At 35.8% G+C, this 25,254-nt stretch carries 13 protein-coding genes; all 13 read left to right on the forward strand.

Annotation, left to right across the window (positions count from 1 at the left end):
* Positions 1-4: 4 nt before the first annotated feature.
* The 13 genes from EV143_RS09115 to EV143_RS09175 all read left to right on the forward strand — a co-directional run bounded on the left by EV143_RS09115 (position 5) and on the right by EV143_RS09175 (position 25,135).
* On the forward strand, positions 5-1,981 hold the full coding sequence (locus EV143_RS09115; RefSeq protein ID WP_133507658.1) for a RagB/SusD family nutrient uptake outer membrane protein: 1,977 nt from the start codon (positions 5-7) through the stop codon (positions 1,979-1,981).
* Between the two features lie 103 nt (positions 1,982-2,084).
* Positions 2,085-3,788 (forward strand): pectate lyase family protein, encoded by a 1,704-nt coding sequence (locus EV143_RS09120; RefSeq protein WP_133507659.1) that lies wholly within the window; start codon positions 2,085-2,087, stop codon positions 3,786-3,788.
* A 136-nt stretch (positions 3,789-3,924) separates the two neighbouring features.
* Complete coding sequence (locus EV143_RS09125) at positions 3,925-4,596, forward strand: DUF3826 domain-containing protein (RefSeq protein ID WP_133507660.1); 672 nt, start codon at positions 3,925-3,927, stop codon at positions 4,594-4,596.
* A gap of 133 nt (positions 4,597-4,729) precedes the next feature.
* Complete coding sequence (locus EV143_RS09130; RefSeq protein ID WP_133507661.1) at positions 4,730-6,439, forward strand: polysaccharide lyase; 1,710 nt, start codon at positions 4,730-4,732, stop codon at positions 6,437-6,439.
* 248 nt (positions 6,440-6,687) lie between these two features.
* The gene (locus EV143_RS21660; protein WP_208111262.1) at positions 6,688-9,849 is read left to right on the forward strand and encodes a DUF6298 domain-containing protein; all 3,162 of its coding nucleotides are present in this window, start codon (positions 6,688-6,690) and stop codon (positions 9,847-9,849) included.
* A gap of 123 nt (positions 9,850-9,972) precedes the next feature.
* Positions 9,973-11,370 (forward strand): glycoside hydrolase family 140 protein, encoded by a 1,398-nt coding sequence (locus EV143_RS09140; protein ID WP_133507662.1) that lies wholly within the window; start codon positions 9,973-9,975, stop codon positions 11,368-11,370.
* A 243-nt stretch (positions 11,371-11,613) separates the two neighbouring features.
* Positions 11,614-13,182 (forward strand): glycoside hydrolase family 28 protein, encoded by a 1,569-nt coding sequence (locus EV143_RS09145; RefSeq protein WP_133507663.1) that lies wholly within the window; start codon positions 11,614-11,616, stop codon positions 13,180-13,182.
* An 88-nt stretch (positions 13,183-13,270) separates the two neighbouring features.
* Positions 13,271-14,191 (forward strand): glycoside hydrolase family 43 protein, encoded by a 921-nt coding sequence (locus EV143_RS09150; protein ID WP_133507664.1) that lies wholly within the window; start codon positions 13,271-13,273, stop codon positions 14,189-14,191.
* A gap of 192 nt (positions 14,192-14,383) precedes the next feature.
* Positions 14,384-16,249, forward strand: a complete 1,866-nt coding sequence (locus EV143_RS09155) for a sialidase/neuraminidase family protein (protein ID WP_133507665.1) — start codon at positions 14,384-14,386, stop codon at positions 16,247-16,249.
* Positions 16,250-16,404: 155 nt separating this feature from the next.
* Complete coding sequence (locus EV143_RS09160; RefSeq protein WP_133507666.1) at positions 16,405-19,149, forward strand: glycoside hydrolase family 78 protein; 2,745 nt, start codon at positions 16,405-16,407, stop codon at positions 19,147-19,149.
* Positions 19,150-19,287: 138 nt separating this feature from the next.
* On the forward strand, positions 19,288-20,706 hold the full coding sequence (locus tag EV143_RS09165; protein WP_243739827.1) for an alpha/beta hydrolase: 1,419 nt from the start codon (positions 19,288-19,290) through the stop codon (positions 20,704-20,706).
* A 154-nt stretch (positions 20,707-20,860) separates the two neighbouring features.
* Positions 20,861-23,326 carry a glycoside hydrolase family 95 protein gene (locus EV143_RS09170; protein ID WP_133507668.1) on the forward strand — a complete coding sequence of 822 codons (2,466 nt, stop codon included), beginning with the start codon at positions 20,861-20,863 and terminating at the stop codon, positions 23,324-23,326.
* A 240-nt stretch (positions 23,327-23,566) separates the two neighbouring features.
* The gene (locus EV143_RS09175; RefSeq protein WP_133507669.1) at positions 23,567-25,135 is read left to right on the forward strand and encodes an MGH1-like glycoside hydrolase domain-containing protein; all 1,569 of its coding nucleotides are present in this window, start codon (positions 23,567-23,569) and stop codon (positions 25,133-25,135) included.
* Positions 25,136-25,254 lie beyond the last annotated feature (119 nt).

Below are 25,254 nucleotides of genomic sequence, written 5' to 3' on the forward strand. Positions count from 1 at the left end.
AATTATGAAAACAAAATTTAATTTATATATATCTTTAACACTACTGGTTGTTTTGGGTACATCTTGTAGTCAGGACTTTTTGGAAGAAAAGAAAAATTATGGTTCTTACGATGATACTTTCTTTCAAACTCAGGAACGTGTACAGGCGTATGTTGATAATCAATATTATGATTTTTACAACGCATACAAATCACCAGTATCTACTGTAGTAGGTTTGTTTACTGACACAAATTCCAGATTAACAGAAGAGCTTGGAGGAACGCAGGATTTTATTAATCCAAATAAAACGCTTTTAACCGCAGGAGAAGCTGGTAATTACTATGGACTTAAACTTGGTTCAGGTGTTAATAATACCGCTTATAATAGAATAAGAGAATGTAACATTCTGTTAGAAGATATTGATGTAAAAGGTGCAAATTTGGATAAAACATTCCGAGATCAGGCAAAAGGGCAAATGTACTACATGCGTGCCATGCAGTATTTTGATTTAATGCGTACTTATGGGGGAGTTCCTATCGTAACGACTGTTCAGACAGCTGCTTCAGATGATCCAACAATACAGCTTCCTAGAGCAAAAGTTTCTGAAGTGGTAGCCCAAATAGTTACAGATTTAGACATGGCAGCAAGTCTATTGCCTGGAAAATGGATAGATGCAAGTTACGGGCGTTTTACAAAAGGAGCGGCTTTAGCACAAAAAGCAAGAGTACTGTTAACATACGCAAGTCCTTTATTCAACAAAAATTGGGATGGATCTAACGAGCGTTGGCAGGCAGCTTTGGATGCCGGATTGGCCGCTGAAACTCGATTAACACAGGATGGGTACGGATTATTTGGAAGCTCAATTAAAGATTGGGAAGCAATGTTCCTGAAAGACAATGTTTTTTGTCCGGAAGCGATAACGGTTCAACTTTGTGGAACTGGTACAACAGGTACAGCAATAAACAATTCTTGGGAAAAAGCGATTCGTTTGGTTAGTTTAGGTGGATCTGCGGGTGGTACTCCCGCTCCTAAAGAAATGATTGATTTATTTCCACTGGCTGATGGTTCAAGACCTACTGCAGCGAATGGATATAATGATTTTACATTCTTCCTTAATAGAGACCCTAGATTTTACAGAACATTTTCTTTTTCTGGTGCTAAATGGGGAAACAAAGAAACACCAAACGCCGTTATTTGGGCTTATCGCTGGGTAGACGCTTCTAATAAAGCAGGTTTCTCTGATGCAAATACTGCTATATCAAGCCCTGCATTTGTTCGAAAAATGAGTAATACTGCTGCAAGTAAAGAAACTAATTTCCAATATTCAGGAACAGATATTTTTGAATACCGTTATGCTGAATTATTACTAAATATTGCAGAATGTTATGCAGCGCTAGGGCAAACTAATAATACTTTGGCATATTTAGGAAGAATTAGAAATCGCGTAGGGATTCCTTCTGCAAATAACTACGGAATAGGAACATTAGCTAGTAAATATGCTGCTATAGAAGCTGTTTTATATGAGCGTAGAATTGAATTAGCTTACGAAGGAAAACGTTTTTGGGATGTGCAAAGATGGATGCTTTATAGTAATGAATCACTTCCTGGTATTGCTGGTGGTACAGTTAGTAAATTAGGTTTGTCTCCAATCAACGGAACAAAAAGAACTGGAAATTACTTACAATACAAAAACACCGCTGCATCGTCAACAACAGATCCTTTAACAGCTGCTCGTGCAAGCATTGTAGTAGATTTTGATTCTCCTAATTTCCAGACTCAATTGGCAACTTTAGCGACTTTTTATAATGCTAATTTTACTCGTACTGAACTAATTACAGCTATGGATAATTTTGGAGGTGCTCCGGTCAATATTAAATTTAATCCAAACTATTACATAAGTGGACTTAATACTGCTGTTTTGACACAAAACCCTTGGTTATTGCAAACAGTAGGTTGGAATGACAATTTTGGAGGCGCTGGAACCTTCAATTACCAAGAATAAAATTTTAAGATTAAATGAATTAGTATATTAAACTTTCACCTGTATTTCTAAAAAAAATACAGGTGATTTGTTTAAAAAAAGATTACCCAAATTAAAAATTAGTATGAAAAATTTCACTTTATCGGCACTTTTCCTATTGTTTTTAGGAAATTTTCAATGTTTTGCACAGTATCCTAAACTAAGCCCTGAAGTTCAGGCACAAGAAAAAGCAATTAAAGACGAAGCTGCCAAACTTTCTGATGAAGCTTGGGAAAAAGCCCTTGTCATTATCGAAGAAGAAGCCAAGCACAGCAAACCGTATATTCCATGGGCATCAAGACCAAATGATTTACCGCAAGCAGATATTCCCGCATTTCCTGGAGCAGAAGGTGGAGGAATGTTTACTTTTGGAGGTCGTGGCGGAAATGTTTACACGGTTACAAGTTTAGAAGACCGCGGTCCGGGAACTTTACGTGAAGCTTGCGAACAAGGTGGAGCCAGAATCGTAGTTTTTAATGTTTCGGGAATTATCAAAATCAAAAGTCCGTTAATTATTCGTGCACCTTATATTACTATTGCAGGGCAAACTGCTCCTGGCGATGGTATTTGTGTGGCAGGAGAATCTGTTTGGATTGATACTCATGATGTTCTTATCAGACATATGCGTTTCCGCAGAGGAGAAACTTTCGTTGGGCGTAGAGACGATGCAATTGGAGGAAATCCTGTTGGTAACATTATGATCGACCACGTTTCTGCAACTTGGGGATTAGACGAAAACATGTCTATGTACAGACATATGTACAGTCCGGGCGCAGGTTACCCTGACGAAAAGAAACCAACTGTAAATATCACGATTCAGAATAGTTTATTCGGAGAAGCGTTAGATACCTATAACCATGCTTTCGGAAGTACATTAGGTGGAGAAAATTGCGCTTTTGTTAGAAATATGTGGGCAAGTAATGCTGGAAGAAACCCATCAATTGGATGGAACGGAATTTTCAACTTCGTAAACAATGTAATTTTCAACTGGTACAACAGATCTACAGACGGTGGAGATTATACTGCCAATTACAATATCATCAATAACTTTTATAAACCAGGTCCCGTTACAGATTTAACGCAGCCTATTAGTTATAGAATTTTAAAACCGGAATCAGGAAGAAGCAAATTATCTTACATGGTTTTTGGTAGAGCTTATGTAAACGGAAACGTTATAAATAATAACGAAAAAGTAACAAAAGACAATTGGGATGGCGGCGTTCAAATCGAAAATAAAAAGGGTGAGTTAATGAATTATGAAGAAGCCAAAGTTTATTTCGATAAAATGAAAAGCGACAAACCTTTCCCAATGCCATGGTTTAACAAAATCATGACGGCTCAGGATTCTTACGAATTTGTACTTAAAAACGTTGGAGCAACTTTACCAATCAGAGATAAAGTCGATGAAAGAATCGTAAGAACAGTTAAAACCGGAGTTCCTGAATATGCAAAAGGATTAGAGAAAAAAGAATTCTATCAATTTGAGCACAGACGTCTTCCGATGGATTCTTATAAACAAGGAATCATCACAGATATTTCTCAAGTAGGAGGATATCCGGAATACAAAGGAAAACCATATGTAGATACAGACAAAGATGGTATTCCTGATAAATGGGAGAAAAAAAACGGCTTAAATTCAAACGATGCATCTGATGCAAAAATAGATTCAGATAATGATGGCTATGCCAATATCGAAGAATATTTAAACGGCACAGATCCAAACCAAAAAACAGACTGGAAAGATTTAAGCAACAATCACGAGACTTTAACGAAGTCTTTGCAAGAGTAGTTTTAAGATTTAAAGTTAAAGGCAAACGTTTTCAATTAAAAAAATATCTGCCAAATCTGCGTGAAAAAATAACGGCATGCAAATTAGCGGACTAGGCAAATTTTCAAAATCATTCTAATTAATAACTTTTATTAAAATGAAGTCAATTAAAAAAACAGGTATGTTGATGATGTTATTAGTATTCTTCAATAGCATTGCACAACAGCATTTAGATCCGGTATATATCAATATTACTAATGAAAGAGCTGCTAAAATTGTAGCTAAATTAGAATTGGCAAATCCCGCAAAAGAAAAAGCAGTTACAGATATTATTGCACAGCAGTTTAGAGATTTAAGTCAGATTCAGGATGGAAGAGATGCTGAAATTAAAAAAATAAAAGCAGACAGCAGTTTAGTAAAGGAAAAACGAAACGAGAAAATTGATAAATTAAAAGCAACAGCAGATGAATCAATTGGAAAACTGCACAAGGAATATTTAAAAAAATTAGGAACTCAATTATCACAGGATAAAATAGTTGCAGTAAAGGACGGAATGACTTACGGCGTTGTAGAAATAACCTACGCCGGATATCAGGATATGTTGCCTGCCTTAACCAAAGAACAAAAAGAATATATCTACACCAATTTAGTAGAAGCCAGAGAATTTGCAATGGATGGAGGAACATCCAAAGAAAAACATGCTTGGTTTGGTAAATATAAAGGAAGAATCAATAACTATTTATCTAAAGAAGGTTACGACCTAAACAAAGAAAGTGCAGATTGGCATAAACGTGTAGAAGAAAGAGAAAAAGCCAAATCAGGTCAATAGTTAGCCAGTCATTTTTTAGTCCCTGGTAATTAGTACTTAGTCATTAGCTTTTTAAATGACTGAAATAATGTACTAATAAAAACTAAGTACTAACGGACTATTTACTAGGGACTAATCACTAAGAACGAAACAAATGCAAAATATTTCCCCAAATACCACTCTGAAACGAACGATGATGATCATTTCATTTTGTTCCTTCTTTACTTCTGCATATGCACAATATCCCGAGATTCCAAAAGCAATTCAGGACAAAGCAGATCAGGTTTTAGCCGATGAAGAAAAACGCTTAAGCGAAATTTGGACAGCAAATTATAACGTTATTCAGGCCGAAGCAAAATTAGGGAGACCTTATTTACCTTGGGCTTCTTATCCAAAAGATTTTGTTCAGGCAGACATTCCTGCATTTCCGGGTGCCGAAGGTGGAGGAGCTTTCACTCAAGGTGGAAGAGGCGGAAAAATATTTGTAGTGACCAGTTTAGAAGACAGTGGAAAAGGAACTTTTCGTGAAGCTTGTGAAGCTGTAGGAGCAAGAACAATTGTTTTTAATGTTTCCGGAATTATTCAGTTAAAAAAAAGAATCAGCATGCGTGCGCCTTACGTTACCATCGCAGGACAAACAGCACCAGGCGACGGAATTTGCATTGCAGGCGAAACTTTAGAAATCGATACGCACGACGTGATCATCAGGCACATGCGTTTTCGCAGAGGAGCAACCGATGTCGCCCGCAGAGATGATGCACTTGGCGGAAACCCAATTGGAAATATTATTATAGATCATTGCTCAGTAAGTTGGGGATTAGACGAAAATATTTCTTTGTACAGACACCAGTTTAGAGCCAATGAAAAATCGACATTAGACAAACTTCCGGCTTGTAATATTACCATTCAAAACACCATTTCATCTGAAGGTTTAGATACTTACAATCACGCTTTCGGAAGCACAATCGGCGGATTAAACAGTACATTCATGAGAAATTTATGGGCAGATAATATTTCAAGAAATGCCTCAATCGGAATGTACGGCGATTTTAATTTTGTAAACAACGTAATTTTCAATTGGTGGAATCGTTCTCTTGACGGAGGAGATTATCGTTCGATGTTTAATATCGTAAATAATTATTTTAAACCGGGACCAATAACGCCAACAGATAAACCAATCCGTTACAGAATTCTAAAACCGGAATCAGATTATATGAAACCTAAAACCTACGGAAGAGCTTATGTCTCTGGCAATTATATTGATGGAGCTCCTGAAGTTACTGCCGATAACTGGAACGGCGGAGTACAATTAGAAGATCTTTCAGACGAAGAAACCAAAGGATTTTTAGAATTAATCAAACAAAATAAACCATTCACAATGCCACACATTACCATAATGAAGGCAGAAGAAGCATATGAATTTGTATTGAATAATGTTGGAGCAACTTTACCAAAAAGAGATGCAGTAGACGAAAGAATTATCAAACAAGTTCGCACCGGAAAAATCGAAGTTAAAGACGGTTTAGAAAATGCAATTGGTGCAGCATATATTAAAAGAAGATTGCCTGCAGATTCGTATAAAAAAGGAATTATAACACATCCTGACCAAGTTGGAGGTTATCCTGAATACAAAGGAAAAGCCTATAAAGATGCTGATAATGATGGAATTCCGGACAATTGGGAAAAGAAAAATGGGCTGAATCCAAACGATGCTTCAGATGCCAATAAAGATTCAAACGGAGACGGTTATACCAATATCGAAAAGTATTTTAACGGAATTGATCCAAAATCTAAAACAGACTGGACCAAAAACGAAAATAATACCGATACATTGGCAAAATTATCAAAAGGATTATTGCAATAAAGTCTTAAATTTAGTCACAGCAATATTCTCAACGTAAACCTGTCAGGTTTAATCAAATAAAGAATCCCCAAAGTTTGTCATTTCGACGAAGGAGAAATCTCCGTTTGCTGAATCACGCTTTGTAGAGTTTCTTGCGAAGATTTCTCCTTCGTCGAAATGACAAGATTATGGAAATTAGGAATGTAAATTATAAGTCTGAAAAGTATAGAACTTATTTGTTTTAATTTTAAAGTCTAAAAAGGAATAAAGTGAATTTTACTCAACTAAAAAATATAATTTCTCTTCAAAAAGATAAAATAATTTTGTCTGTTTTTGCTTTGCTTTTTTGCATTAGCAATAGCGTCGCACAAAATAGTTTCCCGGATATTATCAAAACGAAAGAAGGAAAACTTTCTTTCACAACCGATAATTTAGGCAACCAAATTCCTGATTTTTCGTATGCAGGATATATGGCTTCAGAAAAAGCAATTCCCAATCTTGACAACAAAATTTTTGTTCCGAAACAAGAAGAAGATGCCACACAAAAAATACAAGCAGCGATTGATTATGTAAGTACTCTAAAACCAGACAAATCAGGTTTTCGCGGAGCAGTACTTTTAGACAAAGGAACTTTTAAAGTTAGCGGAACTTTATACATCAAAAAATCAGGCGTAGTTTTAAGAGGAAGCGGAAACAACGAAAACGGAACCATTCTTTTAGGAACCGGATTAGAAAGAGAAGCGTTAATTCGTGTTTTAGGAATAAACGATAAAGTGTACAAAGATTCATTTGAATTCAATACGGCCTACACACCGTTAGGAACTCAAAAAATTCAACTAAAAAATACTGCAAAATTAAAAGTTTCTGATGAAATAGAAATCAGTAAACCTTTAACGGATAATTTCATTAAAGAAGTAAAAATGCAGGATTTTGGAGGTGAAACCTCTTGGATTGGCTGGAAAAAAGGAGATTGGGATATGACCTGGAACAGAGTTGTAACCAAAATAAACGGAAATGAAATTACCTTAAACGCTCCGTTAACAATGTCATTAGATGATGTTTTTGGAATTTCAAAAGTCACGGTTTACTCTTGGCAAGGAAGAATCGAACATATCGGAATCGAAAATATTTTAATAAAATCAACTTACAATCCTTCTAATTTAAAAGACGAAGAACATCGCTGGCAGGCAATTAGTATAGAAAACACCAGAAATGCCTGGGTAAAGCAAGTCAATTTTAAACATTTTGCAGGTGGAGCAGTTTCAGTTTTAAAAACATCACAACAAATTACCGTTGAAGATTGTATCGCAACAGAACCAGTTTCTGAAATCGCTTCTTTTAGAAGACATACTTTTTATACCGAAGGACAGCAAACGTTGTTTCAGCGTTGTTATTCAGAATTCGGATATCATGATTTTGCTGTGGGAGGTTTTGGAATAACAGGACCAAATGTATTTTTACAATGCGAATCTCATTTACCATTTCAAAACAGCGGAGCAATAGGAAGCTGGGCAACCGGAGTTTTATTCGATATTGCCAACATCGACGGAAAAGCATTAAGCTATAATAATAGAGAACAAAACGGAAGAGGAGCAGGATGGACAGCTGCAAATTCTGTAATCTGGGAATCATCAGCTTCAAAAATAGAATGTTACAGTCCGCCAACTGCGCAAAACTGGGCATTTGGAGTTTGGGGACAATTTGCCGGAAACGGACATTGGAAAGATGTAAACGGTCATATCACTCCAAGAAGTTTGTTCTACGCACAATTAGAAACAAGATTAGGAAAACTTCCTGTTCAGCCTTTTATTTATGATTTAGGTTCAGAAGCATCATCAAGTCCAAGTATTGAAGTGGCTGCAGAATTAATCAAAAATTCCGTTACAACCGCAATAAGTTTACCGCAATGGATTGCCGAAGCATCAAAATCAAATCCGATCAATATTAATAATTCAGGTTTAAAAAATGCCAATGATTTAAAAATAAATGATCAAAATAAAGTTGCTAAAAACACCTCAAAAGTAAAAATCGAAAACGGCTTATTAACTTTTGATGGAAAACTAATTGCCGGAAAAGAAACCAATGTGGCTTGGTGGCGCGGAAGTCTTTTAGATAATGACATAAAAAAATCTTCACCACATCTTACGAGATTTGTTCCGGGAAGAACCGGAAACGGACTTACAGATAAAGTCGAAGAAACTGTAGATTATTTGACTTCGAATAATATAATTGCCCTTGAACATAATTATGGTTTATGGTACGACCGAAGAATGGACGATCACGAACGCGTTCGCCGCATCGACGACGATGTTTGGCCTCCGTTTTACGAGCAGCCTTTCGCCAGAAGCGGACAAGATTTAGCCTGGGATCATCTAAGCAAATACGACTTAACAAAATACAACGATTGGTATTGGAATCGTCTTGCCCGTTTTGCAGAATTGGCAGAACCAAACGGACAATTATTAATCAATCAGCAATATTTTCAGCATAATATCCTCGAAGCCGGAGCGCATTGGTCAAGTTCACCTTGGCGTTCGGCAAATAATATAAACAGTACACGTTTTCCTGAGCCGCCGCCTTACGCAGGAGACAAACGTATTTTTATGGCAGAACAGTTTTATGATATTACAAATGCTGATAGAAGAAAATTACATCAGGGTTTTATCAGAAAATCTCTTGAGAATTTTCAGGAAAACAGCAATGTAATTCAATTAACAAGTGCCGAATATACAGGCCCGCTTCATTTTATGGAATTTTGGTTAGACGAAGTTCAAAAATGGAAAGATGAAACCCATAAAAACGGAATAATTGGTTTAAGCGCCACAAAAGATGTTCAGGATGCTATTTTAAATGACGCCAAAAGAATTAAAACAGTCGACTTAATAGATATTCGTTATTGGTATTACAAAGAAGACGGATCTGCTTATGCCCCACAAGGCGGCGTAAATTTAGCCCCAAGACAACACGCCAGAAAACTAAAAACAGGAAAAGAAACAGACAATCAGGTATATCGTGCCATTAGAGAATACCGTGAAAAATACCCTGAAAAAGTAATTTTATATTCAACAGATGGTTCTTCAAGATTTGGATGGCCGGCTTTAATGGCGGGAGCATCTTTACCAAATATTCCAAAAATTGAACTTCCTTCATTTTATTCCGCTTTAAGCGAAATGAAACTGATTGAAGGAAATACGTTTTCAGATAATCTTTGGAAACTGGAAAACAAAGGAAAAAGCTATCTTTTTTACACGAAAAATACGCAGGAAATTTCAATCAATTTGTCTGATTATAAAGGCACTTTCGAAGTATATGAAATTAATGCTTCAACAGGAACTTTTATTAAAAAAGCAAATATCAGTGGAGGAAAACAAGTAACAATTCCACAAGTTGAAATTAAAGAAAAAGTGCTTTTTGTAGTGAGAAAGAATTAAAAATTAAATCTGCCAGATCTGCCAAATCTGCGTGAAACAAAAACACAAACAAAGTAAAAATTCGAGAAATTATTGCAATTCGTGGCAAACAAAACAAAAAACACAATATCAAAATAAACCAAAATGAATCTGAAAATTAAATATTTATACGCCCTTTGTATAAGCTTTTTGTTTACAGCACAAAGCGGATTTTCGCAATCTGCAAAAGGAAACCTGCCCCAAATTAAAGTTTCAAAAAACCAGCATTATTTTGTGACCGAAAGCGAAAAACCATTTTTCTGGTTAGGCGACACAGGTTGGTTAACGTTTAGTAAATTAGACAGAGCAGGAGTAGATCAATATTTTCAGGACAGAAAACAAAAAGGATTCAATGTAGTTCAGATTATGGTTTTGCACAATCTGAATGCAGTAAACGTTTACGGCGATGCGGCATTGATAAACGAAGATGCGGCACAACCTTTAACAACACCAGGCAGCAATTTTGATAATCCGGCTGAATACGATTATTGGGATCACGTAGATTACACTTTGGATGTTGCTCAGAAAAATGGAATCTACGTAGCCATGGTGCCAGTTTGGGGAACAAATGTTTCAAAAGGAAATAAAGTGAGTAAAGAACAAGCTCAAAAATATGCTAAATTTTTAGCCGATAGATATAAAAACAGAACCAACATTATCTGGTTAAACGGAGGCGATACACACGGAAACGAATTTACCGATATCTGGAACTCCATCGGAAATACACTAAAAACCAATAATTCAAAGCAATTGGTCACATTTCATCCTTTCGGAAGAACAGATTCATCAGAAAATTATCATAACGCAACTTGGTTAGATTTTAATATGTTTCAATCAGGTCACAGAAGATACGATCAGGATACGCTGCCAAATTCTTTCAAAGAAGACAATTACAAATTCGTTCAAAGAGATTTAACTTTAAAACCAACCAAACCAACACTTGACGGAGAGCCATCTTACGAAGGAATTCCACACGGTTTACACGACACATTACAACCAAAATGGACCGCCAATGATGTAAGACGTTATGGATATTGGTCGGTTTTTGCCGGAGCAGCAGGTTATACTTACGGACATAATGCCGTAATGCAAATGTTTAGAAAAGGCGATAAACCAGCCTACGGAAACAAAGAATTATGGACATCAGCGATAAATGCGCCGGGTGCCGGACAAATGGTTTACATTAAAAAATTGATGTTAGATTTTCCCTATTTAGAAAGAATTCCGGATCAATCGTTAATCGCCAATCAAGGTGAAAAATACGATTATCAAATTGCAACAAGAGGAAAAAAATATGCTTTAATTTATACCTACACAGGCAGAAAAATAACTGTAAATATGGGTAAAATTTCAGGAACAAAAGTAACCGCAAGTTGGTACAACCCAAGAAACGGAGAAAAAACAAAAATTGGAATTGTAGACAATAAAGGAACCAAAGAATTTAAGCCATCAGGAAAAAAAGAAGATGGCAATGATTGGGTTTTGATTTTAAGTTCTAAGTAAAAGACAAAGTACGTCATTGCGAGGAACGAAGCAACCTCACTAACAATAAACCATAAAGTTGATTTTGCAAATGTGGTTGCTTCGTTCCTCTCAATGACAAAAAATGAGAATAAAAGAGCGCGCTGAATTTTTCACGCAGATCTTGAAGATTTAAGCAAATGAGCTCAGATTTATAATTTAAAATTATCTGCTTAAATCTGCTTAAATCTTTTTAAATCTGCGTGAAACCAAAAGACAAAAACAATGAAAAATCTACTAATCATACTCTTCTTCATTACTGGACTTAACACAGCTTTCGCAAACGACGGCTGGTTAAACATCCTAAACGAAGGAGGAAATAATAAAGGAATAAAATGTACCGAAGCCATCCAGAATGCAATCGAAAAAGCATCTAAAAATGGAGGCGGAACAATTTTTTTCCCTGCCGGGGAATATTTAACGGGTGCTCTAAAACTAAAAAGTAATATTACAATTCATTTAGATTCAGGCGCACTTTTAAAATTTTCAGACAATTTTGATGACTATTTGCCGTATGTAGAAATGCGTTACGAAGGATTAGTAATGAAATCTTTTTCACCTTTATTTTATGCCAAAGATGCCGAAAACATTACCATAAAAGGAAGAGGCGTAATTGACGGACAAGGAAAAGCCTGGTGGAATGAAGTATATAGAATCGAAACCACAAAAGGCCCAATTGAGCTAACGAAATACCAAAAAATGTGGGACGAACAAAATCAGGGAATTGTATATTCTGATTATTACAAAAGAACGATCGACAAAAAGTTTTTCAGACCTTCTTTCTTTCAGGCTTATGGATGCAAAAATATTTTAATTGAAGGCGTTACGTTTCAAAACTCACCTTTCTGGACGATAAATCCTGAATTTTGTGACAACGTAACTGTTACGGGAGTTACGATTTTCAATCCGCATTCGCCAAATACCGATGGAATAAATCCTTCTTCCTGCAAAAATGTTCATATTTCAAATTGTCATATCAGCGTTGGAGACGATTGCATCACAATAAAATCAGGTCGTGACGAAGACGGCCGTAAATATGCAAGACCAACAGAAAATGTTACCATTACCAATTGTACCATGTTAAGCGGTCACGGTGGCGTGGTAATCGGCAGTGAAATGTCTGGCGGAATTAAAAAAGTAACCATTTCAAATTGTGTTTTTGACGGAACAGATCGCGGAATCCGAATCAAGGCAGCACGCGGAAGAGGCGGAGTTGTAGAAGATATTCGAGTAGATAATATTGTAATGAAAAATATAAAAGAAGAAGCAATTGTATTGAGTCTTTTTTATGATAAAAATACCAAAGTAGAGCCCGTGACTGAAAAAACCCCGATTTTCAGAAACATTCACATGAGTAATATTACGGCTTCAAACGTGAATAAGGCGGGCACTATTTTAGGAATTACCGAAATGCCAATTCAAAACATTTCTTTCTCTAATATTAATATGGACGGAAAAGAAGGTTTTACAGTAAGTACCGCAACAGATGTCGAATTTCATGATGTAAAAGTGAATGCCTCAATAGGTTCTTCTTTCAAAATATCCGATTCAAAAAATATCATTTTAGATAATGTAGGATCATCGACACCAATTAAAGGCGTTCCGGTTATTAAATTAGAGAATGTTTCGAATATCATGATCAATAATAATTTTCCATTTAATGCAACCGATATTTTTATCGAAGCCGATGGAAAAGAAACCAAGAATGTTTTCCTGAAAAACAATGTTTTTAACAACGTAACAACGATAGTTAAAAAAGGAAAAGAGCTGGACAAAAAAGCAATTACAGAATAGACAATTCAAAATAATATGACACAGATTTCACGGATTTACCCAATTTTAATTCGTGCTAATTAGTGAAATCCGTGTTTAATTGGACAACATGAAAAAAGTATTCATCATAGTAACATTTTGTCTTTTTGCGATTTCTTATTCGCAGAAAAAGAAAGACTTATATCTTTTTACGTCGTTCCGCGAACCGGCAACAGAAGGTTTGTATCTGGCATACAGCGAAGACGGTTACAACTGGAAAGGTCTTGAAGGATCATTTTTAAAACCAGAAATTGGCGCAAGCAAAATCATGCGTGATCCATCCATCACAAAAGGTGCAGACGGAACGTATCATTTGGTCTGGACAACAGACTGGAAAGGCGGAAATGGTTTTGGATACGCCAGTTCTAAGGATTTAATTAATTGGTCGAAACAAGAATATATTCCCGTAATGAAAAATGAGCCCGAAGTTGTAAATGTTTGGGCACCGGAGATTTTTTATGATGATGTCAAAAAAGAATACATAATTATTTGGGCATCAACAATTCCGTTTCGATTTGAAAAAGGACAGGAAGAAGAGAAAAATAATCATAGAATGTATTACGTAACAACCAAAGATTTTAAAACATTCTCGGATACAAAATTATATTACGAACCAGGTTTTAGCGTGATCGATTGTGTAATTGTAAAAAAAGCAAAGAAAAATTATGTTTTGGTTTTGAAAGACAACACAAGACCAATGCGCAACATAAAAGTAGCTTTCGGAAAATCGCCTTTAGGACCATTCGGGAAAAGTTCAGAACCTTTTACATCCCATTTATCAGAAGGCCCAACAGTCGTAAAAGTCGATAAAAAATGGCTGATTTATTATGATAATTACGGCGAGAAAAATTATAAAGCTTCAAGTACATCAGATTTTGTTCATTTTGAAGATGTTTCTTCAAAAATAAGTCTTCCCGAAGGTCATAAACACGGAACGATTACAACAATTTCAGAAGACGTTTTAAAAGGTTTAATAGAAAGAAATAAATAAAAAATCTGCTAGATCTGCTAAATCTGCGAGAGTAATTTTTCACGCAGATTTAAAAAGATTAAAGCAGATCAGGCAGATTTTTAATTTTAGTCTGCGTAAATCAAATAAAAGCAGATTGGTAATAATTAAAATTATACCAGCGGAAATCAGCTAAAATCAGCCAAAATCTGCGTGAAACAAAAAACATAAAAAATGATTACTTTCCAAAACATAAAAACCAAAATCTTAACTACAACCGCAATTCTTTTGGCTTGCACAGCTGTAAATGCACAGAATGACACAGTTCGTTATGTTGGCAAAACACTTTCAAACGTCGATTATCATCACGGACAATTAAGTCCTGCGATTGGCGTTCACGCTACACAAATCATGCGTGCGAGCCGTGAACATCCGGGAAAAGCCGATGGTTTTGGGTGGACATACAATCACCAACCCATGTTGGCGTATTGGAATAATACGTTCTTTCTACATTATTTGAGCGACCCAACCGGAGAACATATCCCGCCGGGACAAACTTTCCTAATGACTTCAAAAGATGGTTCGACATGGACAAAACCTGAAGTAATTTTCCCGATTTACAGAATTCCTGATGGATTTAAAAAAGAAGGAGTAGAAGGCGTTGCAAAAAATCTGGATGCCGTAATGCACCAACGCATGGGCTTTTATGTTACCTCAGATAAACGCTTATTGGCGATTGGTTATTACGGAATCGCAATGGACGAAAAAGACGATCCAAATGACGGAAAAGGAATTGGTCGTGTGGTACGAGAAATTTACAAAGACGGAACTTTTGGACCAATTTACTTTGTTCGTTTTAATAAAAGTTTTAATCAAACAAATACAAAATTCCCGTTTTATACCAAAAGCAAAGACAAGAAATTCATCAAAGCTTGCGACGAATTAATGTCTAAACCATTATTGATGCAACAATGGGTAGAAGAAGCTGATCGTGATGACGAATTAATTCCGTTAAAAAAACAATTTAAAGCTTTCAATTATTACCATTTACCAAACGGAAATGTAGTGGGTTTATGGAAATTTGCTCTAACATCAATTAGTAAAGATGAAGGGAAAACATGGGTATATAACCCAACAAGAGCGCCGGGATTTGTAAACAGCAACGCCAAAATCTGGGGACAAAAAACATCTGATAATCGTTACGCAACCGTTTATAATCCGTCAGAATATCGTTGGCCACTAGCGATTTCAACCAGCGACGACGGTTTAAATTATAAAGATTTATTATTAGTTCACGGAGAAATAAGTCCGATGCGATATGGCGGAAATTATAAATCTGCCGGACCACAATACGTTCGTGGAATTCCCGAAACTGACGGAACTCCGCCTGACGGAAAACTTTGGGTAAGTTATAGCGTAAACAAAGAAGACATTTGGGTGGCATCGATTCCAGTTCCGGTTGTGAGTACAGTTAATGAAGATGTAAAAGAGGTGTTTAATGAACTTGCTGACGGACAAGAATTAAAATTATGGAATACTTATGATTTGTCCTGGGCTTCAACTAAAATTGAAAAGAAAATCGATGGCAAAAAATGGCTGACTTTAAGAGATCAGGATTTTTTTGATTATGCCAGAGCCGAACGTGTGATTCCGTATGCAGAAAAAATGGAAGCCACTTTTACCGTAAAACCAGAGCAAAATAATCACGGTTTATTACAAGTTGAATTCCAAAACAAACAAGGAAATCCAGCGGTTCGAATTATTTTTGATTCAGATGGAAATTTAAAAATAAAAACAGGAGCGCGTTATAACAATATTGCAAAATACGAAGCTAACAAAGAGTATAAAATCACCGTAAAATTAAACGTAAAAACCCGCTCGTACACGATAAAAGTAAACGACGAAAAAGAATCAACAAAGATTTTTTATGCTCCGGTTGATGGTTTTGAACGCATAATGTTCAGAACCGGAGATCAACGTTTTACACCAAATACAGACACGCCGGCAGACATAGACGATTTTGTTGATTTACCGGAAACAGGAAAATTAATTCCGGAAGCCGTATTTAATATTGAATCGTTGATTACGAAAAAGTTATAGAACGCAGATGATACAGATTCGCTAACGCGAAGACGCGGATAAAAACGGATTTTTTATTCGCTTTGCTAAAATCAAATATTTGAAAAATCCGTTTTTATCCGCGTTTTTACGAAGTAAATCCGCTTCATCCGCGTTCTAAATCTCAACAATAAGAAATGAAGAATTTACAATATATATTATTCCTCTTTTTAATGACATTAGTTTCTAATGCTCAGATTTCCGCTACGCACTTAACCTGCGAAATGGCTGAAAATCCTTTGGCTGTTATTCAAAATCAGCCAAGATTAAGCTGGCAATTGATTTCTAATAAATTAAATGTTTCACAAACTGCTTATCAGATTTTAGTTTCTTCATCTCAAGAAAAATTAAAGAAAAATGAAGCCGATGTTTGGGACAGTGGAAAAGTAAATTCAAATAAAAATCTTCAAATCTCTTTTGGCGGAAGCGCATTAAAAAATGAAACCAAATATTTCTGGAAAATAAAAGTTTGGGATCAGAATAATAAAGTTTCTCAATGGAGTAAAATAGCTTCTTTCAGAATCGCACTTTTAGAATCCGCATTAAATCCAACCTGGATTGGAGCCATTACAAAAGCCGATAGTCATTTGCCCGAAGGAAGAAATTATCATTCGGCAACCTATAAAAGAGAGAAAAAAGACGCGATAATTAACGCTTCAGATTCTTTGTCACGCAGAAGTATTATGCTTCGTAAACTATTTTCGGTTACTAAAGAAATCAAAGAAGCCATTGTTTATATTTCCGGTTTAGGACATTATGAATTAACTATTAATGGAAAGAAAATCGGCAATAGCGAGTTTGCTCCTTTATGGACAGATTACGATAAAACGGTCAATTATAATACCTACGAATTAAGTTCAAAAGAATTAGAAAAAGGCGAAAACGTAATTGGAGTTCTTCTAGGAAACGGAATGTACAATACACTTGCCGAAAGATATACCAAGTTTTTTGTGAGTTTTGGTCCGCCAACTTTATTTTTTAAAATGAAAATTGTTTATAAAGATGGTTCTGAAGAAATCATAAAATCTGATGAAAGCTGGAAATACAGCAAAAGCCCGATTACGTATAACAGTATTTTTGGAGGAGAAGATTATAACGCCAATTTAGAACAAAAGGGATGGAATGAAATTGGATTCAATGATTCAAACTGGAAAAAAGTTGTGGTTCAGGAAGCTCCGAAAGGCATTTTAAGAGCGCAAACCGCACCGCCAATTACGATTCAAAAACAATATGAAATTAAAGAAGTAAAAGAACTAAAGCCGAACTTTTATGTGTTTAATATGGGACAAAATCTCTCCGGATTTCCAACCATTAAAATAAAGGGAAAAAAAGGGCAAACCGTTCGTGTTTGGGTTGGCGAAGGTTTAAATGATGACGGAACTATCGGACAAGGAAGATCCGGAAAACCCTATTATTATGACTACACTTTAAAAGGCGAAGGCGTAGAAGAATGGGAACCAAAATTTAGTTATTACGGGTTTCAATATGTTCAAATTGAAAACATTAATTATAAAAAAATCAAAGATCAAAGTCTGCCGACATTGGTAGATTTAAAATCAAATTTTATTTATAATTCCGCTGGAGAAGCGGGAACTTTTGAATCTTCAAACCAGATTTTCAATAAAACGCACGAACTGATTAACAACTCGATCAAAAGTAATTTTCAAAGCGTTTTTACCGATTGTCCGCAACGTGAAAAATTGGGTTGGCTCGAAGAAATCCATTTAAACGGTCCCGGATTAATGTTCAATTATAACCTGCAAAGTTTCATTCCGGCAACAATGCAAAATATCTCAGATTCGCAGCGAGAAAACGGTCTGATTCCGACAATAGTTCCGGAATATGTAGTTTTTGGAGGCGACTTTACCGATTCACCCGAATGGGGCGTAACCGGAGTTATTTTACCCTGGATGTATTATGAATATTATGGAGATGCTTCATTAATAGAAAAATATTATCCCGTAATGAAAAAATACGTGGATTATTTAGGAAGCAAAGCAACAAATCATATTGTTTCGCATGGATTAGGCGATTGGTACGATTACGGAACACACGCCGCAGGATATTCTAAAAATAGTCCGATTGCACTTTCGGCAACTTCTCATTATTTTTATGGAGCAAATTTGGTAGCAAAAGCCGCAAAATTATTGAACAAAACAGAAGATATTTCGAAATATGAAACTTTAACTGCTGATATAAAAAATGCTTTTAACAAGGAATTTTTCAATCCCGAAACCAAACAATACGGAACAAACAGTCAGTTTAGTAATGCCGTTCCCGTTTTTATGGATATCGTAGAACCCCAATATAAAGCAGCGGTAATGCAGAATTTATTGGCAGATATAAAAGCAAAAGGAGACAGATTAACAACAGGCGATGTTGGAAACCGCTATTTATTTCAGGCTTTGGCGAGAAATGGCGAAAACGAAATGATGTATAAAATGAACAATCATTATGATGCGCCGGGCTATGGTTTTCAGATTAAATTTGGCTTGACCACTTTAACAGAACAATGGGATCCGAGAAAAGGAAATTCATGGAATCATTTTATGATGGGACAAATTGAAGAATGGTTTTACCAAAGTCTGGCCGGAATTGTTCCAGACAATCAAAATCCGGGTTTCAAACATTTCTTTATTCAGCCGGAAATTGTGGGCGATATGACTTTTGTAAAAGCAACTTACAAATCTATTTATGGAAATATTGCTTCGGCCTGGGAGAAAAAAGACGGAAAATTAATCCTGAAAGTTGAAATTCCGCTGAATACATCAGCAACAATAAAACTGCCTATCGCTAAGAATTCAGAAATAAAAGTAAATGGCAAATTGACAAAAGATTTAAATTTAGGGTCAGGAAAATATACAATCGAATGCAAGATATAGAACGCGGATGAGACGGATTCGCTAAAGCGAAGACGCGGATAAAAACGGATTTTTTATTCGGTTTGTCTTACTTGAGAGATTAAAAAAAATCCATTTTATCCGCGTTCAATTTTAAGCTAGTTTAAAAACAATAAAATAATGAAAATAAAACACATATATATAGCAATTTCATTTTTTGCATTGACAATTTCAAATGCACAAATAACTTCTGATGAAAATTTCAGAAAACCCGTTTCCGAAACGATAAAGAAAATCGAAACAGCTTTTCATGTTACCATAAACGACGACAGAGGTTTATTAAAAGGAAAAGAACTCGATTATGCTGATTGGCGAATTGAGCCCGGAAATCTGGCAATTTCTTTAACCAACATTTTGGCTCCATTTGAATTAATGTATTTCAAACAACCCGACGGAACTTACATAATCAGAAAATATGAAAACCATAAAGTTTCGGTTGATAAAGGAAAAGAGCGTTTGAATTATTTGGTGACTTTGTACTCAAATGTATCTGAGTGGGAAGCTCGAAAAAAAGAAATAAAAGCGTGTATGATAACGTCTTTTGGTTTGGATAAAGCGCCGCCAATGCCAAAATCAAAACCAATCTTAACTCCAAAAAGAATCTACAAAGATTACAGTATTGAAAATATCGGATTAGAAATTTTGCCTGGTGTTTACGTGACCGGTTCCATTTATAAACCTTATCCTTTAAATAAAAAAGCAGCTATTATTTTAACTCCTGACGGACATTTTGGAGACGGAAGATATAGAAAAGACGAACAATACCGTTGCGCTATGATGGCAAAAATGGGTGCTATTGTAGTGAGTTATGATTTATTTGCGTGGGGAGAATCCTTGCTGCAATTTCCGGAAGAAACTCATAGAAATAGTATCGCTTCAACCGTTCAGGTTTTAAGCGGAATACGATTGTTAGATTATTTGGCAACAACCAAAAATGCTGATGTTTCGAGAGTTGGTGTTACCGGAGGTTCCGGCGGAGGATCGCACACGATGTTTTTGGCAGCTCTGGATGATCGAATTACAATTTCGGCTCCCGTTGTAATGGTTTCATCTCATTTTTCAGGAGGTTGTCCTTGTGAAAGCGGGCGTGGAATTCACCTTTGTGGAAACGGAACCAATAATGCAGAAATTTCAGCAATGATGGCGCCAAAACCACAATTGATTGTTTCTGATGGAAAAGACTGGACATTAGCCGTTCCAGAATTAGAATTTCCTTTTATCCAAAGAACGTATGAATTGTACGGAAAAAAAGATTTAGTAGAAAATGCTCATTTTGCTAAAGAAGGTCACGATTTTGGAATTTCAAAACGTATGGCATTGTATCCGTTTATGGCTAAATATTTAGGTTTAGATTTGAATAAAGTGAAGAATGAAAAAGGCGAAATCGACGAATCGACTTGTGTAATTGAACCTTACGATAAATTATATGTTTTTGGAAATAAAGCAGAAAATTTGCCTAAAAATGCCCTGAAAGATATCAATAAATTGTATGAAATGTTTGGTGAGAAAAATAACAAGATTTACGAGGTTAAGAAGTAAAAGAAGTTTGCCACGAATTACGCGAATTTGCACGAATTATTTTTTGCCAAAGATTAAAAAGATTTTTACAAAATAAATTAGAGAAATTGAAATAAAAATTAAAAAGAAATTAGTGCCAATTTGTGTAATTCGTGGCGAAAAAAAACATAACAATATGAAGTTGAAAAATAAAATAACTGCGATTTGCGTTGGAATATTTTCCTTTACGGCAACAGCACAAACAACAAACGAACTGAAACTTTGGTACGATAAACCAGCTGCAATCTGGAACGAAGCTTTGCCTTTGGGAAATGGTCGTTTGGGCGCGATGGTTTTTGGTGATCCCGCTGTTGAACGTTTGCAATTGAACGAAGAAACCATTTGGGCAGGTTCACCAAACAGCAATGCACATTCAAAATCATTAAAAGCTTTGCCGATTGTCCGACAATTAATTTTTGAAGGAAAATTTGATGAAGCACAGGAACTGGCAACGCAGGATATCATGTCGCAAACCAATGACGGAATGCCGTATCAAACTTTTGGAAGCGTTTATATTTCGTTTCCGGGACATCAAAAATATTCGAATTATTACAGGGATTTAGATATTGAAAACGCGACGGCAAAAGTAAAATATGCGGTAAACGGAGTTGAATTTACAAGAGAAATTCTGACCTCTTTTTCGGATCAGGTCATTGTAGTAAAACTTTCTGCAAGTCAGCCGGGACAAATAACGTGTAATGTTTTCATGAACAGTCCGCTTGATAAAACAGTTTCAGGGACAGAAGGAGATCAAATTTTACTTTCGGGAATTGGTAGCAATTTTGAAAATCAGAAAGGGAAAATCAAATTTCAGGGAAGATTATTGGCTAAAAATAAAGGCGGAGAAGTTTCGGCAAGCAACGGAATCATCAGCATTAATAAAGCTGATGAAATAACACTTTATATTTCAATCGCAACCAATTTCAAAAATTATCAGGATGTAACCGATGATGAAATTGCGAAAAGCAAAGGATATTTGGCTAAAGCCGAAAACAAAGATTTTGCAAGCATCAAAAAAGATCATATTGCTTATTATCAAAAATTCTTCAATAGAGTTTCATTTGATTTAGGAACAGATGAATTAGCAAAGAAACCAACAAACGAAAGAATTAGAGATTTTTCTAAACAATTTGATCCGCAATTGGCGAGTTTGTATTTTCAGTTTGGGCGTTATCTTTTAATTTCAAGTTCACAACCTGGGGGACAACCAGCTAATTTGCAAGGAATCTGGAACGATATGGTTTTGCCTCCATGGGACAGTAAATACACAACAAATATAAATGCCGAAATGAATTATTGGCCGGCAGAAGTAACCAATCTTTCAGAAATGCACGAGCCGTTTATTCAAATGGCAAAAGAGTTAAGCGTTACGGGTCATGAAACCGCAAAAATGATGTATAATGCAAACGGTTGGGTTTTGCATCATAATACCGATATCTGGCGTGTAACCGCTCCGGTAGATTATGCGGCATCCGGAATGTGGCCTACGGGCGGCGCGTGGGTAAGTCAGGATTTATGGGAAAGATATTTATATACAGGCGATAAAAATTACTTAAAAGAAATTTACCCGATTATAAAAGGTGCAGCCGATTTCTTTTTAGATTTTATGGTAATTGATCCAAATACAGGTTATTTGGTAGTTGTACCTTCAAGTTCTCCCGAAAACACACATGCCGGCGGAACCGGAAAAGCAACAATCGCATCCGGAACAACAATGGATAATCAGTTGATTTTTGATCTTTTTACGAATGTAATTAAAGCTTCAAAATTAGTTGCGCCAGATGAAAATTATGTGAAAAAAGTAAGTGAAGCTTTGGCAAAAATGCCGCCAATGAAAGTGGGTAAACACAGTCAGTTACAAGAATGGCAGGATGATTGGGATAATCCGGAAGACAAACACAGACACGTTTCGCATTTGTACGGCTTGTTTCCGAGTAATCAGATTTCACCAATTAAAACGCCGGAATTATTTGAAGCAGCCAAGAATTCCTTAATTTACAGAGGTGATGAATCTACAGGCTGGTCTATGGGTTGGAAAGTCAATTTATGGGCAAGATTGTTAGACGGAGATCACGCTTATAAATTATTACAGGATCAGATGCATTTAGTTACCGCTGAACAAAGAAAAGGCGGCGGAACCTATCCGAATATGCTTGATGCTCATCAGCCATTTCAAATTGATGGTAACTTTGGTTGCACAGCCGGAATTGCCGAAATGCTAATGCAAAGTCAGGAAGGTGCGATTAATTTATTGCCAGCTTTACCAACTGTTTGGAAAGACGGAAACATAAAAGGTTTAGTTGCAAGAGGTGGATTTGTAATTGATATGAGTTGGAAAAATAATAAAATTTCGACTTTAAAAATTTACTCAAAACTAGGAGGAAACTGCCGATTGAAATTAGAAAATACTTTAAAAGCAGACCAAGGAATTTCACTTAAAAAAATAAAAGGAAAAAATGTAAATCCCTTGTTTTATGATGTTGAAGTTAAGAAACCAATTATATCGGAAAAAGCAAGTTTAAAGAAAGTGGTTTTGCCAAAGTACAATGAATATGATGTTGATACGAAAGCGGGACAAACGTATAGTTTTACGGGGAATTAATTACGCATCGTAAGAGGTTTTTAAAACCTGTTAGGTATGGTTACGTTTCCTGCAAGGTTTCCGAAACCTTGTAAGTATTAATGTCAAGTCTAGTTTGTCATTCTGAGGAACGAAGAATCTCCGTTGCAAGATCGACAAAGTTTGGCGCTTTTGATTGGCGAGTTACTTGCGTAGATTCTTCGTTCCTCAGAATGACAGACTAAGCGATGAAAAAAGTAATTAAAAAATAATAATTAGAATATGTTACAACATTTTAAATACAAAATAATCGCTTTCATAATCCTGATTTCAACTTTAAACATAAGTTGTAAATCTGGTGCAAGTGCATCAAATCAAGGAAAATCAGTTATTTTAAAAGAAAAAAACTTCAAACATTATGTTGATTATTTCAACACGATGGAAGATGAAAATATAAAAGGCGCGATTCCGAATGATTCTGCCTGGACCTGGATGGAAAAAAATATTCCGTTGTTTGAATGTCCGCAGCAAAATTTTGAGGAGATTTATTATTTCCGTTGGTGGAGTGCGAGAAAACACATTAAGAAAACACCGCAGGGATTTGCGATTACCGAGTTTTTGGTAGATCGTTCTTATGCCGATAAATACAATATGATCAGTTGTGCTTTGGGACATCACATAAATGAATTCAGATGGGTTCATGATCCGCAATACATTGAGCAGGACGTTCATTTATGGTTTAGAGGAAATGACGGAAAACCAATGAAAAAACTAAGAACATTTAGCAGCTGGACAGCAGATGCTTTGTACAATCGTTATTTGGTAAACAAAGACGACAAATTTTTATTGGATATTTATCCTGATTTGGTTGCTGAATATGCAGCTTGGGAAGGTGACAGAAAACGCAAAGATGGTTTGTTCTGGCAATTTGATGTAAAAGACGGAATGGAAGAATCCCTAAGTGGTGCCAGAAAATTTAGAAATGCACGACCAACAATTAATAGTTATATGTTTGGAAATGCAAAAGCTTTGGCAAAAATTTCAAAACTAAAAGGCGATACAAAACAAGAAAGTTATTTTGAAGCAAAAGCAGATACTTTGCAACATTTGGTAGAAACAAAATTGTGGAACCAGAAAAGCGAATTCTTCGAAACCTTTACAGAAAAAGACACTTTAGCGCAGGTTCGCGAAGCTATTGGGTTTATTCCGTGGTATTTTAATTTGCCACAAAAAGGAAAAGGTTTTGAAAAAGCGTGGGAACAAATTAAGGATGAAAAAGGATTTTCGGCTCCGTTTGGTTTAACAACAGCTGAACGCAGAAGTCCGCGTTTTAGAACACACGGAACAGGAACCTGCGAATGGGACGGTGCAATCTGGCCATTTGCAAGTTCGCAGACATTAACCGCTTTGGCAAATGTGTTGAATAATTACAATCAAAATTATGTTGCGAAAACCGATTATTTCAAACAAATGGATTTGTATGTGCAATCGCAATATTACAGAGGGAAACCGTATGTTGGAGAATATCTGGACGAAACGACAGGCTATTGGTTAATGGGCGACAGAGAACGTAGCCGCTATTATAACCACTCCACTTTTAATGATTTAATGATTACGGGTTTGGTTGGTTTACGCCCAAGAGCCGATGAAAAAATAGAAGTAAATCCGTTGATTCCACAAGAAAAATGGGATTGGTTTTGTTTGGATAATGTTTTATATCACGGTAACATAATTACAATTCTTTGGGATAAAACCGGAGAGAAATATCATAAAGGAAAAGGTTTCAGGATCTTTAAAAACGGAAAAGAAATAGCGGTTTCTGAGAAATTGGAGAAGTTGGTTTCTGAGTAAAAGTTTAATTTTTTTCACGCAGATTTAAAGGGATTTGAGCAGATAAACGCAGATTCTTTATTCTCATTTTTGTGTCATTTCGACGAAGGAGAAATCACAAGCGCATAGACACGCTGTAT

The organism is Flavobacterium chryseum (assembly GCF_004362015.1).
Taxonomy (GTDB): Bacteria; Bacteroidota; Bacteroidia; order Flavobacteriales; family Flavobacteriaceae; genus Flavobacterium.